Origin of the sequence: Streptomyces canus 299MFChir4.1, from assembly GCF_000383615.1 — a bacterium.
GTDB lineage: Bacteria > Actinomycetota > Actinomycetes > Streptomycetales > Streptomycetaceae > Streptomyces > Streptomyces canus_C.
This window is the reverse complement of sequence record NZ_KB911583.1, coordinates 515279-530174: the sequence shown is the minus strand read 5'-3', so window position 1 is coordinate 530174 and position 14896 is coordinate 515279. Positions and strand designations below refer to the sequence as shown.

Annotated in this window: 13 protein-coding genes; 9 read left to right on the top strand and 4 right to left on the bottom strand. The window is 71.3% G+C overall.

Annotated features, from left to right (window positions below):
• The first annotated feature begins 64 nt into the window (after positions 1-64).
• The 3 genes from H293_RS0106470 to H293_RS0106460 are packed head-to-tail and all read left to right on the top strand — an operon-like array spanning position 65 to position 2948.
• Complete coding sequence (locus H293_RS0106470; RefSeq protein WP_020117069.1) at positions 65-820, top strand: (Fe-S)-binding protein; 756 nt, start codon at positions 65-67, stop codon at positions 818-820.
• The gene (locus H293_RS0106465) at positions 817-2295 is read left to right on the top strand and encodes a LutB/LldF family L-lactate oxidation iron-sulfur protein (RefSeq protein WP_020117068.1); all 1479 of its coding nucleotides are present in this window, start codon (positions 817-819) and stop codon (positions 2293-2295) included. The genes H293_RS0106470 and H293_RS0106465 overlap by 4 nt, the downstream gene beginning before the upstream one ends.
• A complete protein-coding gene (locus H293_RS0106460; RefSeq protein WP_020117067.1) occupies positions 2292-2948 on the top strand; it encodes a LutC/YkgG family protein in 657 nt (218 codons plus the stop codon). Before H293_RS0106465 ends, H293_RS0106460 begins: the two co-directional genes overlap by 4 nt.
• Here H293_RS0106460 and H293_RS0106455 read toward each other — a convergent pair.
• From H293_RS0106455 to H293_RS58370, 3 genes are all read right to left on the bottom strand, one after another.
• Complete coding sequence (locus H293_RS0106455) at positions 2921-5890, bottom strand: alpha-L-rhamnosidase (protein ID WP_020117066.1); 2970 nt, start codon at positions 5888-5890, stop codon at positions 2921-2923. The two genes, H293_RS0106460 and H293_RS0106455, sit on opposite strands and share 28 nt — an antisense overlap.
• A gap of 149 nt (positions 5891-6039) precedes the next feature.
• Entirely contained in the window at positions 6040-6633 is a 594-nt protein-coding gene (locus H293_RS0106450; RefSeq protein WP_020117065.1) for a hypothetical protein, read from the bottom strand.
• Between the two features lie 42 nt (positions 6634-6675).
• Positions 6676-6852, bottom strand: a complete 177-nt coding sequence (locus H293_RS58370; RefSeq protein ID WP_020117064.1) for a hypothetical protein — start codon at positions 6850-6852, stop codon at positions 6676-6678.
• Between the two features lie 607 nt (positions 6853-7459).
• Between H293_RS58370 and H293_RS0106440 the strand changes: the two genes are divergently transcribed.
• From H293_RS0106440 to H293_RS0106420, 5 genes are all read left to right on the top strand, one after another.
• Entirely contained in the window at positions 7460-8245 is a 786-nt protein-coding gene (locus tag H293_RS0106440) for an ABC transporter ATP-binding protein (RefSeq protein WP_028807605.1), read from the top strand.
• Positions 8246-8248: 3 nt separating this feature from the next.
• Entirely contained in the window at positions 8249-9559 is a 1311-nt protein-coding gene (locus H293_RS0106435) for an FtsX-like permease family protein (protein WP_020117062.1), read from the top strand.
• Positions 9560-9705: 146 nt separating this feature from the next.
• A complete protein-coding gene (locus H293_RS0106430; RefSeq protein WP_028807604.1) occupies positions 9706-10563 on the top strand; it encodes an AAA family ATPase in 858 nt (285 codons plus the stop codon).
• Positions 10560-11906 (top strand): vWA domain-containing protein, encoded by a 1347-nt coding sequence (locus tag H293_RS0106425; RefSeq protein ID WP_020117060.1) that lies wholly within the window; start codon positions 10560-10562, stop codon positions 11904-11906. Before H293_RS0106430 ends, H293_RS0106425 begins: the two co-directional genes overlap by 4 nt.
• Positions 11907-11975: 69 nt before the next feature.
• The gene (locus tag H293_RS0106420; RefSeq protein WP_020117059.1) at positions 11976-12518 is read left to right on the top strand and encodes a HEAT repeat domain-containing protein; all 543 of its coding nucleotides are present in this window, start codon (positions 11976-11978) and stop codon (positions 12516-12518) included.
• 510 nt (positions 12519-13028) lie between these two features.
• On the opposite strand, the gene H293_RS0106415 is transcribed toward H293_RS0106420, so the two are convergent.
• On the bottom strand, positions 13029-13730 hold the full coding sequence (locus tag H293_RS0106415; RefSeq protein ID WP_020117058.1) for an SDR family oxidoreductase: 702 nt from the start codon (positions 13728-13730) through the stop codon (positions 13029-13031).
• Positions 13731-13853: 123 nt separating this feature from the next.
• On the opposite strand from H293_RS0106415, the gene H293_RS0106410 reads away from it, so the two are divergent.
• Positions 13854-14837, top strand: coding sequence for an NAD(P)-dependent alcohol dehydrogenase (locus H293_RS0106410; protein ID WP_020117057.1), 984 nt, complete (start codon positions 13854-13856; stop codon positions 14835-14837).
• Positions 14838-14896 lie beyond the last annotated feature (59 nt).

Genomic DNA, 14896 nt, shown 5'->3' with positions numbered 1-14896 from the left:
CTCCCCTGGGAGTCGCCCCCCGACTACGCTGCACCCATCCGATGATCGACCACAAGGAGCCGCGATGCGTGTCGCCCTGTTCCTGACCTGTGTCAACGACACGCTCTATCCGGACACCGGGCGCGCTGTGGTGAAACTGCTGACCAGGCTGGGCGTGGACGTCGACTTCCCGATGTCGCAGACCTGCTGCGGGCAGGCCCACTACAACACCGGCTACCGGCATGAGGCGGAACCACTGGCCCGGCATTTCTCCGATGTCTTCCGGGACTACGAGGCGATCGTGACGCCGTCCGGCTCGTGCGGGGCGATGGTGCGGGAGCTGTATCCGCGGATGGGTGAGCGGGCCCGGGCCGAGGGGCGCGGGGAGAGCCTCGCGGCCGTCCTGGCGCCCGTGGTGCCGAAGACGTACGAGCTCACGGAGTTCCTGGTGGACGTGCTGGGGCTGACGGACGTCGGGGCGTACTACCCGCACACGGTGACCTATCACCCGACCTGTCACGGACTGCGCGGCCTGGGGCTCGGTGACCGGCCCCGGCGGCTGCTCCAGGCGGTCAAGGGCCTTGAGCTGAAGGAGCTTCCGGGCGCCGACGAATGCTGCGGCTTCGGTGGCACCTTCGCGCTGAAGAACTCCGATGTCTCGGCGGCGATGGGTACGGACAAGGTGCGCAACGCCGAGTCGACGGGCGCCGAGGTGCTGTGCGCGGCCGACAACTCGTGCCTCATGCACATCGGCGGCACGATGGGCCGGCTGGAGTCGGACATGCGGCCGGTGCACATCGCGGAGATCCTGGCGAGCACGGAAGAGGAGCCGGCCGTATGAGCGGGACGTATCTGGGGATGCCGGCCTTCCCCGAGGCCGCGCACGAGGCCGTGGGCAACAAGACGTTGCGCGGCAATCTGCGCCACGCCACGCACACCATCCGCGCCAAGCGGGCGAACGCCGTCGCGGAGGTGTCCGACTGGGCTGAGCTGCGCGAGGCCGGCAAGCAGATCAAGGACCACACGCTGCGCCATCTCGACCGGTATCTGGTGCAGTTGGAGGAGTCGGTCATCGCGGCGGGCGGCACCGTCCACTGGGCCGCCGACGCCGACGAGGCCAACGCGATCGTGACGCACCTCGTCAAGATGACCGGCGAGTCGGAGGTCGTCAAGGTCAAGTCGATGGCCACGCAGGAGATCGGGCTCAACGAGGCGCTGGAGGCTGAGGGCATCCGGGCCTACGAGACCGATCTCGCCGAGCTGATCGTGCAGTTGGGCAAGGACCGGCCCTCGCACATCCTCGTCCCGGCCATCCACCGCAACCGGGGTGAGATCCGGGACATCTTCGAGCGGGAGATGAGCGAGTGGGGCCGCCCGGCCCCCGAGGGCCTCACCGACACGCCCGCCGAACTGGCGGAGGCGGCACGGCTGCACCTTCGGGAGAAGTTCCTGCGCGCCAAGGTCGGCATCTCCGGCGCCAACTTCATGGTCGCCGACACCGGCACCCTGGTGGTCGTGGAGTCCGAGGGCAACGGACGGATGTGTCTGACCCTGCCCGAGACCCTGATCTCGGTCGTCGGCATCGAGAAGATCGTGCCGACCTGGCAGGACCTGGAGGTCTTCCTCCAGACACTCCCCCGCTCCTCGACCGCCGAGCGCATGAACCCGTACACGTCCACCTGGACCGGCACCACCGACGAGGACGGCCCGCAGAACTTCCATCTGGTGCTGCTCGACAACGGCCGCTCCGACACCCTCGCCGACGAGGTCGGCCGCCAGGCCCTGCGCTGCATCCGCTGCTCGGCCTGTCTCAACGTCTGCCCGGTCTACGAGCGGGCCGGCGGCCATGCCTACGGCTCGGTCTATCCGGGGCCGATCGGCGCCATCCTCAGCCCCCAACTCCGGGGTACGGCAAGCGAGATCGACGCCTCGCTGCCGTACGCCTCCTCGCTGTGCGGGGCCTGCTACGAGGTCTGCCCGGTCGCCATCGACATCCCCGAGGTGCTGGTGCATCTGCGGGAGCGGGTCGTGCAGGGCGGTCCTGTGGTCCGCGAGGGCAACAAGGTGGTGCTCAAGCCCGCCAAGGGGCACGCGGCCGAGCGGGCTGCCATGCGGGCGGCCCGCTGGGCGTTCTCCCATCCCGGTGTCCTGCGCACCGGCCAGCGGGCGGCGTCGCGGACCCGCCGGGTCCATCCGCGCACCTTGCCGGGCCCCGGCAAGGCGTGGAGCGGCACCCGGGACCTGCCTGCCGTGCCCGCGGAACCGTTCCGCGACTGGTGGCAGCGCACAGGCGGCGGCAAGGAGGGCACCAAGTGAGCAGCAGGGAGCGGATTCTGGGCCGGGTGCGGCGCGCGCTGGCCGACACCCCGGGGGACGACACCCCGATCGAGCGCGCGTACCTGCGGGAACACGGCGACCGAGGTGTCGAGGAGACGGTCGAACTGCTGGCCGAGAACCTCGCCGACTACCGGGCGATCGTGCACCGCTGCACCTCGGCCGACCTGCCGGCGACACTCGCCGGAATGCTGGCGGCCCGGGGGGCGAAGACCGTCCTCGTGCCACCGGGTCTTGATCCGGCGTGGCTCGCGGACGCCGACACCGAACAGGTGCAGGACCTGGCCGAGAGCACCCCGCACGAACTGGACCGGATCGACAGCGTGGTCACGGCGTGCGCGGTGGCCGTCGCCGAGACCGGCACCATCGTGCTGGACGGCGGCCCGGATCAGGGCCGCCGCCGCATCACCCTGGTCCCGGACCACCACGTCTGTGTCGTACGCGTCCCGAACCAGGTCGTCTCCTCCGTGCCGCAGGCCCTCGAACGCCTCGACCCGGTACGCCCGTTGACGTGGATCTCCGGCCCCTCGGCGACCAGTGACATCGAGCTGGACCGGGTCGAGGGGGTGCACGGGCCGCGCACCCTGGAGGTGGTGCTGGTGGACTCTCAGGCGAGTGAGGACGTCAACTCGTAGTGCCCGGAGGGCAGTTCGTACGAGGCGACACCGTCCTCGAAACCCAGGTACGTCACCCCCGGCACGCGTGACAGGAGGGTGCCGCCCTCGCGCACGGAGTCGGGGTCGGCCGCGGGGATGCGCAGGGTCGCGGTGCTGTTGGCGGGGACCGCGACCCGGTGCGTGAACTCGCTCTCCCGCACCGTCCACGCGCTGACGATCTCGCCGTACGGCGACCGGTGCGAGCCGGTGACCCGGGTGATCCTGCCGGTCGGGTCGAGGTGGGGCCGCAGGAAGAAGTGCCGGAAGCCCGGGTGGGCCGGGTCCTTGGCGATGCCGGCCATGCTCTCGTACATCCACTCCATGATCGCGCCGTAGGCGTAGTGGTTGAAGGAGTTCATCTCGACCGGCCCGAAGCCGTCCTCCTTCGAGTACGAGTTCCAGCGCTCCCAGATCGTGGTCGCGCCGTTCCTTACCGAGTACAGCCAGGACGGCATCGCGTCCTGGTGCAGCACCTTGTAGGCCAGCTCCACCTGGCCCTCCTCGGTGAGCACGGGCGCCAGGACGTTCACCCCGAGGAAGCCGACGGACAGGGTGTTCTCGGCGTGTCCGACCCGGGTGCTGTCGGGGTGGGCGGCCTTGTAGGCGGCGGAGTTGCCGATGTTCTGGACGAGGAGCTCGACGATCGCGCGCCGCTGGGCCTCGGTGTCGTACAGGCCGAGTTTGAGGACCCAGAGCAGGGCGGTCTGGCTGTCGTCCTCGGTCCGGGTGGGGCTGCCTCCCGGGGTCCAGGGCGGCGGGGAGCCGAGGCTGGAACGCACGGTCAGCCGACCGTTCTCGGTGCTCAGGTACTTGGTGACGAAGGCCCGCTTGATGTGCGAGAACAGCTCCTCGTAGGCGTGCGCCTCGGCGGTGCGGCCGGTGGCGCGGGCCATGTCCGCCATGAGCCGGGCGCTGTAGGCGTAGTAGGCGTCGCTGACGAGCTGGGTGCTGGTGACCTGGAAGGCCAGCCAGTCACCGAAGATCGCGCCCTGTCCGGAGTAGGTGCCGCCGGTGCGCGCCCGGATCCAGTCCATGTAGGCGGTCATCGCGTCCCAGCTGCGGTCGACGACGGTGGTGTCCCCGCTCATCTGCCACACCGTCCAGGGCACGACGACCCCGCAGTCCGCCCAACCGCTCGCCGGATCCGGCTCGTTGTAGCGGGCGCCGGGCGCGATCCAGGTGAACTGGGCGCCGTCCGCGCCGTAGGTGCGCTGGGAGTCGATCAGGATGTCCTGGAAGTGGCTCAGGAAGGCGACCGCGTCGGTGTTGTAGAGGCCGGTCTGGGCGAAGAGCTGGGTGTCGCCGGTCCAGCCGCAGCGTTCGTCGCGTTGCGGGCAGTCGGTGGGCACCCAGAGGTAGTTGCCGCGCTGGCCCCAACGGACGTTGCTGATCAGCTGGTTGACGTCGGCGTCGTCCGTCTCGACGGTGCCGATGTCGTGGAGGGCGGAGGTGGCGACCCGGCCGGTCAGTTCGGTGAGGGTGACGGTGGCGGTCGTGGTGACGGATAGGTAGCGGAAGCCGTAGAAGGTCAGGGAGTCCTGGTGGGTCTCGCCCTTCGGGTCGCCCTTGAGGATGTAGGTGCTGGTCGCCCTGGCGGTGCGGAGGTTGGCCCGGTAGACGGAACCTTCGGGGCCGTCCGCGCCCGCGCTGGTGTCGTTGAGCATCTCCGCCGGTTCGAGGACGACTTCGGCTCCGGTGGGGCCGCGGAGGGTGTAGCGGGGGACGCCGACGAGGTTCTGGCCGAGGTCGATCACGGCGGTGTCGCCGGGGTGCAGGGTGAGGGGGGCGGTGGAGGCCTCGGTGGGGTCGGTGACCGTGCGGTCGGGGGCGGGGACGAAATCGCCGCCACCGGTATGGACGGTGATCGACCGTGGCCTGCGGTCCCACTCGGGCATCAGCCGGGCCGACTCGCCCGGGTAGGCGACCAGTCGGGCGTCGGGGAACCGGGTGGTGAAGTCGTGTTCCTCGACTCCGGACCAGGCGGAGGCGTCGAAACCGTTGGCGGTCCAGCCGGGCAGTTCCCGGCGGGCGTCGTAGGTCTGGCCGTCGTAGATGTCGTCGGCCCGGTAGGGGCCGGTGTCCGTGGCCCTCCAGTCGTCGCCGGGCGTGGTCACGACGCTCTGGCCGGAGCCGTCCTCGTAGCGGATCAGGAGCTTGGCCTTGAGGGCGAGGCGGTTGCCGGACTCCGCGTAGTAGACGCTGTTCTCGGAGACGCGGCCGTTGTACCAGCCGTTGCCCAGCACGGCCGCGAGGGTGACCTGCGGCTGGTCCGCCAGCAGGTCCGTCACGTCGTAGGTGAAGTAGCTGACGGTGGTGTCGTAGTTGGTCCAGCCCGGGGTGAGCAGTTCGTACGTGGTGCCGCCGTCCTGGGGCACGCCGACCCGTTGACCGTTGACATAGGCGTCGTACACGCCGAGCGCGGAGACGTACAGCCGGGCGTCGCGCACGCGGCCGGCCTTCAGCGCTGCCTGCCTTCTCAGGAGCGGCGAGCCCGGGCTGTTCGGCGCCTTGCCCGCCATGCTGATCCACCGCGCGCCGTCCCAGCCGCGCACGCCGTCGGTGCTGTGCAGGCCCATCTCGAAACGGGCGACCGGGGCGTCGGGGAGCCTGCGGCCGTTCTCGTCCCAGACCTGGACCGTCCAGTGGTAGCGGGTGGAGGCGTGCAGTTCGGGGCCCGCGTAGCGCACCGCCACCGAGTCCGCCGAGTCGGTCCGGCCGCTGTCCCAGACGTCCGCGCGGCCCTCGGCCAGACGGTCGGGGCCGGACGCCACCAGGATGCGGTACGCCGTCTGCCGCCGGCCGCGGACGCGGGACGCGGTGCGCCAGCCGAAGCGAGGGCGGGCGGCGTCCACGCCGAGCGGATCGGTGCGGTGCTCCACCGTGAGGCCCTCGACGTCGGTGCGGTGGACTCCGTCGGTCATGCCGTGGTCCCTTCGGCTGTGCGGTTGTTCGGCGTTGTATCGATTCAGCCGGGTCGGTGCTTGAAGCTAGTGGCAGATGTGAGGGGTGTCCACCGTCCGCGCCGCGAGGTGAAAGCGTTCAGGACCGGCGGTCTCACCCCACCGTCGCGTCAGCTGTAGACGATCGGGCAGCCGCGCCGCAGGGAGTGCTGGGCGGCACGCAGGTACAGCGCCACGTAGAACGCGGCGTCCAGGTCCTCGGCCCAGGGCCCGGGTCGTGCGGCGGCGACCCGGTTCGCCTCGCCGTCCAGGAACCACGTGGTGAGGTCGAGGTTGTCGCAGGCCTCGGGTATCTCGTCGAGGGGCAGGCCCACGGCCTCGGCCAGTCGTCGCGCGAGATCGAGGATCTGTGGGGCTCCGGCGATCACCGTGGTGTCCGAGTAGGAGGACTCGATGGGCAGTTCGATCTCCACGTCGAGCGGCACCGGCACCAGTACCGACCAGTCGAGAAGGGCCTCCGGCTCCGAGGGCGCCAGCCGGTCACGCGCCAGCCGCAGTAGGCCCTCCATGGACGGCACCAGCTTCTCCTCGAACCGCAGCCCCGACCCGCGGACGAACTCCGTCTCTTCGGGCAGGGACTCGTACGGCGGCAGCCCCCGGCGGCGCAGTTCCTCGTTCAGCCCCGCGGCGACCGCCCCCCTGCCCTCCTCCTCGTCGGTGTCGAACCACTCCTGCGCGCCCACGCTCACCAGATAGATCCCCATGTGCCGAAAAGTACCGCGCCCCACTGACAACGGCCCCAGCCGTCAGGGGCCGGTCAGCAGGAGCGTGGGCAGGGTGTCCTCCAGGATCCGCTCGCGGGGCAGGGTGAGACCGAAGTGCCGCTGGAGCACCTCCAGACAGGCCCGGTGCACGGCACGGTCGTCCAGGTCCTCGTCGGGCAGTCCGGCGGCCATGAGCCGCTGCTGGACGGCGGCGACCACGTCGGGGTCCCCCTCGGGGCTGCCGTACCCAAGTGCCGTCCAGGTGCAGGTTGAACGCGCACATCAGGTTCTCGTCGTGGCGGTAGGCGAAGTTCGGGGGCACCGGCTTGCCGTTCTCCTCCTCGTACTCCAGGTGGTAGACGTGCAGGCCGCCGTGGTCGACCGGCCGGGTGCCGGTGCCGAACTCGCCCTGCCAGCCGCCGTACTTGATGACGTAGGACCACTCGTCGAGCTCGCCGTGGCACAGGGCGATGCCGTCCAGGACCTCGCCGTACAGACCTTCCAGCAGGTCCTGCACCTGGCGTCCGGTGAGTTCTCCGATGGCGCGGGGCCGGTAGGGCCGGTGGGCGGTCCCGGCGATCCGTCGCGCCAGGGATTCCGATTCGAGGTCGGGGGCGATCACCACGCTGTAACCGCCCCAGGCGATGGACTGCGGTTCGGCGAGCCAGGCTATTCCGTCGGTCATGGCGGTCAACCCTGCCGTATCCGCCGGATGGTGTCACTGAGTACACCCCGCAAGACGGGTTCTACGCCCAATGTCCTGCGACCTGCGTCTCCGTAGCTTCTTCTACGAGGCACACGGCGTGCCGGACGAAGGGGGACGACGATGTTTCGCACAGGTTCAGGACGTACGCACGAGACGGGACCCGCCGCGGAGGCGCTGCGGCTGGTGAGGGTCAGCAGGACCTACGGCACGGACGACAGTGCCGTGACCGCTCTGGACGGGGTCACGCTGAGCCTGGCCCGGGGCACCTTCACCGCGGTGATGGGTCCGTCGGGGTCCGGCAAGTCCACGCTGTTGCAGTGCGCCGCCGGTCTCGACCGGCCGGACAGCGGGATCGTGCGGGTGGACGGCACGGAGCTGACGGGTGGCGGCGAGGCGGCTCTGACGAGGTTCCGGCGCGGGCGGGTGGGGTTCGTGTTCCAGCAGTACAACCTGCTGGAGACACTGACCGTCGCCCAGAACACGGTCCTGCCGCTGAAGCTCGCCGGCCGGAAGGTCGATCGGCGGCGGGTCAGGGAGGTGCTGACGGCCGTCGGACTCGGCGACCGGCTCGGGCACCGGCCCGACCAGCTCTCCGGCGGTCAGCGGCAGCGGGTGGCGATCGCCCGCGCGCTGGTCGCGGACCCCCGGGTGATCTTCGCGGACGAGCCGACGGGCGCCCTGGACACCCGGAGCGCGCGGGACGTGCTGCGGCTGCTCCAGGAGGCGGTGCGGGTGCACGGCAGGACCGTGGTGATGGTGACCCACGACCCGGTCGCCGCCTCCTACGCCGACTCCGTGCTGTTCCTCGCGGACGGCCGGCTCGCGGGCCGGATGGACGTGCCCACCCCGGACGCGGTGGCCGAGCGCCTCGCGCACCTGGGCGACGACGTGACGGCGGGGGTGTGAGCGATGTTCATGCTGGCGATGCGGTCGATACGGCAACGGCCCGGACGGTTTCTCGCGACCCTGCTGGCCGCCTTCCTGGGCGCGGGGATCATCATGACGTTCAACTCGCTGTACGACACGGCGGGCGGGCCGGGTGTCGACCCGGTGAGCTCGGACACCCTGACCACCTCGGCGAGCGTCGTCGGCGGCTACGGGACCCTCCTGGTGTTCTTCGCCGTGGCGTCGACGTTGACGGTCAACGTCCGTCAGCGGGCGGGTGAGTTGGAGCTGCTGCGCTGTTCGGGGGCGACGCCGGGGCAGCTCAGGCGGATGGTCGTGGGCGAGTCCGTGGCGGTCGCCCTGATCGGTGCCGTGCTGGCGATCGGTCCGGCGATGCTCGGCGGGCGGGCGCTCCTGGACGTCTTCCAGGACAGCGGGCAGGTCGCGGAGAGCGTCGAGCCCTCCTTCGGTGTCGTGGCGTTGATGTCGGGGGTCGACATCACGCTGGTCGCGGCGGCGGGCGCCGCCTTCCTCGCCGTACGGCGGGCCACCCGCGCGCGTCGGCAGCGGGGTAGGGCGCGCACGCTGCTCGCGTACGCGGCACTCGGCACCGGGGCCGTCTCGGTGACCTCCACCTTCGCCTTCTCGGCGACGGACGAGGCGCTCATGGCGACTCCGGCGTACGGGGCGATCCTGCTCTCCGTGGGGTGCGCGCTGCTCGCGCCGCGACTGCTGAAGGGTGTCCTGGACCGGCTGCCTCTGACCGGGGCGAGCGGCTGGCTGGCCGTGCGGAACCTGCGCCGGCGGGCGGACCACCTCTCCGGGATCCTGATGTCGCTGATCCTGTTCACGGCGGTGTCCGTCGCCACGCTGTACATGCAGGGTGTGGAGAGCGACGCCGTGAAGGCCTCGGGTGCGGTGAAGACGGTCGACGCGAAGAACCTGCAGACGCTGAACCTCACGGTCGTCGGCATCATCGTGGTGTTCGTGTGCGTGATGCTGGTCAACTCGCTGTACGCGGCGACGACTTACCGCAGTCAGGAGTTCGGCCGGCAGCGGCTGGCCGGGGCGAGCCCGCGGCAGGTGCTGGGCACGGTGGGCGTGGAGGGGCTGATCCTCACGGCGGTCGGGCTGTTCTTCGGAACGGTGGCCGCGCTGGCCGGGATCATCCCGTTCACCCTCGTCCGCACCGACTCGGTGCTGCCCCACCAGGGACTCGGCATCTGGCTGGCGGTGGTCGCGATCGCGACGGCCGCGACGATCGGGACGAGCCTGGCCACGGCCCGCAGGGTGCTGCGTACTCCGGCGGTGGAGGCGGTGGGACTGGCGGCGTGAGGAGCGCCGGCGGGCGACGGGCGTCACTCCGGTGACGCCCGTCGCCGTGCCCGCTCCCACCACGGGTCCCACCACGTGACAGAACCGGTGAACAAGCGCTTAGATAGTTGGCGGAACGAGTTCGCGCCGCCCTGGAGGCCCCGTTGCTGTTCACATCCGTCGACGACGTCTCCGCACGCCTCGCCGAGACCGGCTACCTCGCCTCGCCCGCGGTCGCCACGACCGTCTTCCTGGCCGACCGGCTCGGCAAGCCGCTCCTGGTCGAGGGCCCCGCCGGGGTCGGCAAGACGGAGCTGGCCAAGGCGGTTGCCGAGGTCGCCGGGGCGCGGCTGGTCCGGCTCCAGTGCTACGAGGGCGTGGACGAGTCCCGGGCGCTGTACGAGTGGAACCACGCCAAGCAGCTGCTGCGGATCAGCGCCGGCCGGGACGAGACCTGGGACGAGGCGCGCACGGACATCTTCAGCGAGGAGTTCCTGCTCTCCCGGCCCCTGCTGACGGCGATCCGCGGCGACGAGCCCAAGGTGCTGCTGATCGACGAGACCGACAAGGCGGACGTGGAGGTCGAGGGCCTGCTTCTGGAGGTCCTGTCCGACTTCCAGGTCACGGTCCCCGAACTGGGCACGATCACCGCGTCCCGCCGCCCCTTCGTCGTCCTCACCTCCAACGCCAGCCGCGAGCTGTCGGAGGCCCTGCGCCGCCGCTGCCTGTTCCTGCACATCGGCTTCCCCGAGGAGGAGCTGGAGCGGCGGATCGTACGGCTGAAGGTGCCGGGTCTCGACGAGACGCTGGCGAAGTCCGTGGTCCGGGTCGTGGGGGCGCTCAGGGCGATGGACCTGCGCAAAGTGCCCTCGGTCGCGGAGACCATCGACTGGGCGCGCACGCTGCTCGCGCTCGGCGCGGACCACCTCGACGAGACGGTCGTACGGGACAGCCTGGGCGTGCTCCTCAAGCACCAGGACGACATCCTCAAGGCCGGGGCCAAGCTCGACCTGGACGCGGTGTGAGCACCGCCGAGCGGCTCACCTCCCTGGTCGGCGCCCTGCGCGCGCACGGTGTGCGCATCGGGACGGGCGAGACCGTGGACGCGGCGCAGGCGGTCGAGGCGCTCGGGTTCGCCGATCGCGAGCGACTGCGGGAGGGCCTGGCGGCGACCCTGCTGCACAGCACGGCCCAACGGCCGGTGTTCGACCCGGTGTTCGACCTGTACTTCCCGCGGGGCGTCGGCGCGCCCGGCACCGGCCCCGCGGACCGGGAGGAGCTGCGCGAGCGGCTCGCCAGGGCTCTGGCCGCGAACGACGAGACCCTGATGGCCCGCCTCGCGGCGGAGGCCGTCGACGGGTTCGGCGGCTACGGCAACTCCCCTTCCTCGGACGGCTGGTCGTCGTACCAGACGCTCGACCGGTTGCGCCCGCAGACCCTGCTCGCGCGCGTCCGGGACGACGTGCGGGGGCGGCAGGGCATGTCCGGGTTCACCGACCGGCTGCTGGAGGACGAGATCCGGCGGCGCATCGAGGCGTTCCGCGCGCTGGTTGCGGCTGAGGCCCGGCGACGGGTCGCGGAACGGCGGGACCGGGACGAGATCGCGCGGCGGGCGGTGGCGCCGACGACCGACCGGGTCGACTTCCTGTTCGCGGGGAAGGACCGGCTGGCCGAACTGCGGCGCACGGTCCAGCCGTTGGCCCGCAAGCTCGCCACCCGGCTCGCGGCCCGCCGCCGGCGTGCGGCCCGGGGCAGTATCGATCTGCGGCGGACGCTGCGCGGTTCGCTGTCGACGGGCGGGGTGCCGATGAAGCCGGTGCTGCGCAGGCGCCGGCCGGCCCGGCCCGAACTGGTGCTGCTGTGCGATGTGTCGGGCTCGGTGTCGGGGTTCTCGGACTTCACGATGCTGCTGGTGCAGGCGCTGCACGACCAGTTCAGCAAGGTGCGGGTGTTCGCCTTCGTCAACCGTCTCGACGAGGTCACCCGGCTCCTCGAACACGGGGCGGCCGACGCGGAGGGGCTGGGTGCCCGTATCCGGGCCGAGGCCACGCTCACGGGGTGGCACGGCAGCAGCGACTACGGCGTGGCGCTGGGCGAGTTCGCGTCGCTGTACGGGGACGCGCTGAGTCCGCGCACGACGGTGTTCGTCCTCGGTGACGCCCGCACCAACATGAGCGACCCGAACCTGCCCGCCATCCGGGAGATCGCCGAACGGGCGCGCCGCGTCTACTGGTTGAACCCGGAGGCGCGTGCGCAGTGGGGCACGGGCGACTCGGCGGCGTACGAGTACGCCGAGTTGGTGGAGATGCACGAGTGCCGCAATGTCCGCCAGCTCAGCGCCCTGGTGGGGCGGCTGCTGCCGATCTGACGAGCCGCTTGGTGCCCGTGCCTCGAAATTCCTTTGCCGGGCCGTTCGTCGCGGTCCGACACTGAGGTCATGCTCGGATTCGTCAGGACCGACAATGAAGCCCTCGTCTCCTGCCTGGGCGACCCGCAACGGGCCGTCGCCGCCTTTCGTGAGCTGCTCAGGCGGGACAGGGACGCGCTGGATGCCGTCCGCGCCGGACTGCGGGACGAGAACGCGGCCGTGCGTGAGGGCTGCTGCCGTCTTCTCGACCATCTCGTGGACACCGAGTCCATGGACGAGTTGATCAGCATGGCCGACGATCCCGACCCCGGCGTCAGGATCGCCGCGTTCCACGCCCTGGCCTGCGACCGGTGCAAGGGCGACACCTGCGCGCCGGGCCCGGAGCGGGCCCTGGAGCCCGCGCTGCGGCACCTGGCCGGCGATCCCGACCCGCAGGTGCGGGCCAGGGCCGTCGAACTCGTCGGCAGGTTCGCCCACACCGACTCCCGAGCCATCACCGCCCTGGAGGCCTGCCGCGCCGGGGACCCGAGCCCGGCCGTCCGGAAGAAGGCGAGCTGGTACACCCCCGGCGGCAGCATCCACCGACGAACCGCGCCTCGCGCACCAAGGTGACTCAGGCCGCCAGCTGCGGAACAGCGTCCGAGATCGTCGGCAGGTTCACCCACTCCCGCGCCATCGACCGCGCCCGGCACCCCAGCCCGGCCGTCCGGAAAAAGGCGGGCCCCTACACCCCGGCGACAGCATCCACCGACGAACCGCACCACACGCGCACCGAGGTGACTCAGGCCGCCACCCGCGGAACAGCGTCCGAGATCGTCGGCAGGTTCACCCACTCCCGCGCCATCGACCGCGCCCGGCACCGGCCGTCCGGAAAAAGGCGGGCCCCTACACCCCGGCGACAGCATCCACCGACGAACCGCACCGCACGCGCACCGAGGTGACTCAGGCCGCCAACCGCGGGAACACGGCCCGGGACACCTCGGCAGGTTCGCCCGCGCCCGTGTCGCCGCCCTGGAGGCCGGCCACGCCAGGGACCCGAGCCCGGCCGTCCGGAAGAAGACGGGCCGGTGCACCCCCGGCGGGAGCATCCATCGACGGACCGCGCCACATGCCTCCCGGTGGCTAGGCCGCCAGCTGCGGGTACAGGGCCGAGAGGTCCGCGGCGAGGCCGGCCTTCACCTGGCGGGTCAGGTCGTCGGCGAGTACCTCGAAGGCGCCGGACTCGATGCCGTCGAGGGCCTGCGCGGCCACGCTCTCCGGCGTGACCTTCGGGGCGTCGATCTTCGCGGTCATGTCCGTGTCGACGTACCCGACATGCAGTCCGGTGACGTCGATACCGTGCGGCCTCAGGTCCAGGCGCAGGGAGTTGGTCTGCGACCACAGCGCGGCCTTGGAGGCACTGTAGGAGCCGGCGACGCCGAGCCACGACAGCACCGAGTGGACGTTGAGGATGTGGCCGCCGCCGTTGCGTTCGATGACCGGCACGAAGGCGCGGGTCACGAGGAGCGGGCCGTAGAAGTTGGTCTCGAACTCGCGGCGGACGTCCTCTACGGGTGCATCCAGGAAGCTCGCGTTCACGGACGCGCCGGCGTTGTTGATCAGCAGGGTGACGTCCTGGGCCTGTTCGGCGGCGGCGGCGACGGAGGCGGGGTCGCTCACCTCCAGGGCGAGCGGCACCGCGTCGGGGTGGGTGACGGTCCTAGGGTCGCGGGCGGTGGCGTACACCTTCTTCGCACCACGCTCGTACAGGGCGGTCACCAGCGCCCGGCCGATGCCGCGGCTGCCGCCGGTGACCAGGGCGACAGAACCTTCGATGGTGGTCATGAAAAGCCTCCAGGAACGTCGAGAAACCGATTGGTTTACCTACACCCCACACCGTAAACCGATCGGTTTCCGATGGCAAGGCGGGTCCTCTTCCGTACGCTCCGAAGCGACGGAGGGGGACCCATGAAGGCAGTCGTCCAGGACCGGTACGGCTCGGCGGACACACTGGAGTTGAGGGAGGTCGAGCGGCCCGTGCCGGCCGCCGACGAGGTGCTCGTGCGCGTGCACGCGGCTTCGGTCAACGCCTACGACTGGCACTACCTGCACGGCGACCCGAAGATCGCCCGGCTGTCGTTCGGGCTGCGCGCGCCGAAGGTGCGGATCCGGGGCCGGGACTTCGCGGGCCGCGTCGAGGCGGTCGGCGCCGAGGTCAAGGGGCTGCATCCGGGCGACGAGGTGTACGGCGAGGCGGACGGGACCTTCGCCGAGTTCGTGTGCGCCAAGGACAGCGAGACGGACCTCAAGCCCGCCGGCCTCTCCTTCGAGCAGGCGGCCGCGATGCCGCTGGCCGCGAACACCGCGCTCATCGGACTGCGGGACGTGGCCGGAGTCCGGGCCGGCCAGTCCGTCCTGGTGAACGGCGCCTCGGGCGGCGTGGGGACCTTCGCCGTGCAGCTCGCGAAGGCGTACGGCGCCGAGGTGACCGGCGTGTGCGGCGCGCGCAACGTCGAACTCGTCGGCTCCCTCGGGGCGGACCAGATCGTCGACTACACCCGGGAGGACTTCACCCGCGCCGGACACCGCTACGACGTCGTCCTGGATCTGGTGGGCAATCGTTCACTGCGCGATCTGCGGCGCGCCACGGCTGCGGCCGGAACCGTCGTCCTGTCCGGCGGTGGTGTGTACGAGGGCGGCAGTGTGCTCGGCCCGGTGCGGCTCACCCTCCGGGGCCTGCTCCTCTCCCCGTTCGTCAGGCAACGGGTGCTCCAACTCCCGGCGCGGGCCCGCAAGGAGAATCTCGGGGCCCTGCGGGAACTCGCCGAGGCAGGGAAGATCGCCCCGGCCGTCGAGCGGACGTACCCGCTGGGCGAGGCGGCCGAGGCCATCCGGCATCTGGAGGTGGAGCACGCGCGCGCGAAGATCGTCGTCACGGTGCGAGCGGTGTGAGCGGTGAGTGCGGCGTGAGCGGGTACGTCACGGCGTGGGAGACGACGGTCCGGGGCCGG

Coding starts and splice junctions, on each gene's coding strand:
- H293_RS0106470 (WP_020117069.1), top strand. CDS start 65: ATGCGTGTCGCCCTGTTCCTGACCTGTGTCAACGACACGCTCTATCCG.
- H293_RS0106465 (WP_020117068.1), top strand. CDS start 817: ATGAGCGGGACGTATCTGGGGATGCCGGCCTTCCCCGAGGCCGCGCAC.
- H293_RS0106455 (WP_020117066.1), bottom strand. CDS start 5,890: ATGACCGACGGAGTCCACCGCACCGACGTCGAGGGCCTCACGGTGGAG.
- H293_RS0106450 (WP_020117065.1), bottom strand. CDS start 6,633: ATGGGGATCTATCTGGTGAGCGTGGGCGCGCAGGAGTGGTTCGACACC.
- H293_RS0106440 (WP_028807605.1), top strand. CDS start 7,460: ATGTTTCGCACAGGTTCAGGACGTACGCACGAGACGGGACCCGCCGCG.
- H293_RS0106435 (WP_020117062.1), top strand. CDS start 8,249: ATGTTCATGCTGGCGATGCGGTCGATACGGCAACGGCCCGGACGGTTT.
- H293_RS0106420 (WP_020117059.1), top strand. CDS start 11,976: ATGCTCGGATTCGTCAGGACCGACAATGAAGCCCTCGTCTCCTGCCTG.
- H293_RS0106415 (WP_020117058.1), bottom strand. CDS start 13,730: ATGACCACCATCGAAGGTTCTGTCGCCCTGGTCACCGGCGGCAGCCGC.
- H293_RS0106410 (WP_020117057.1), top strand. CDS start 13,854: ATGAAGGCAGTCGTCCAGGACCGGTACGGCTCGGCGGACACACTGGAG.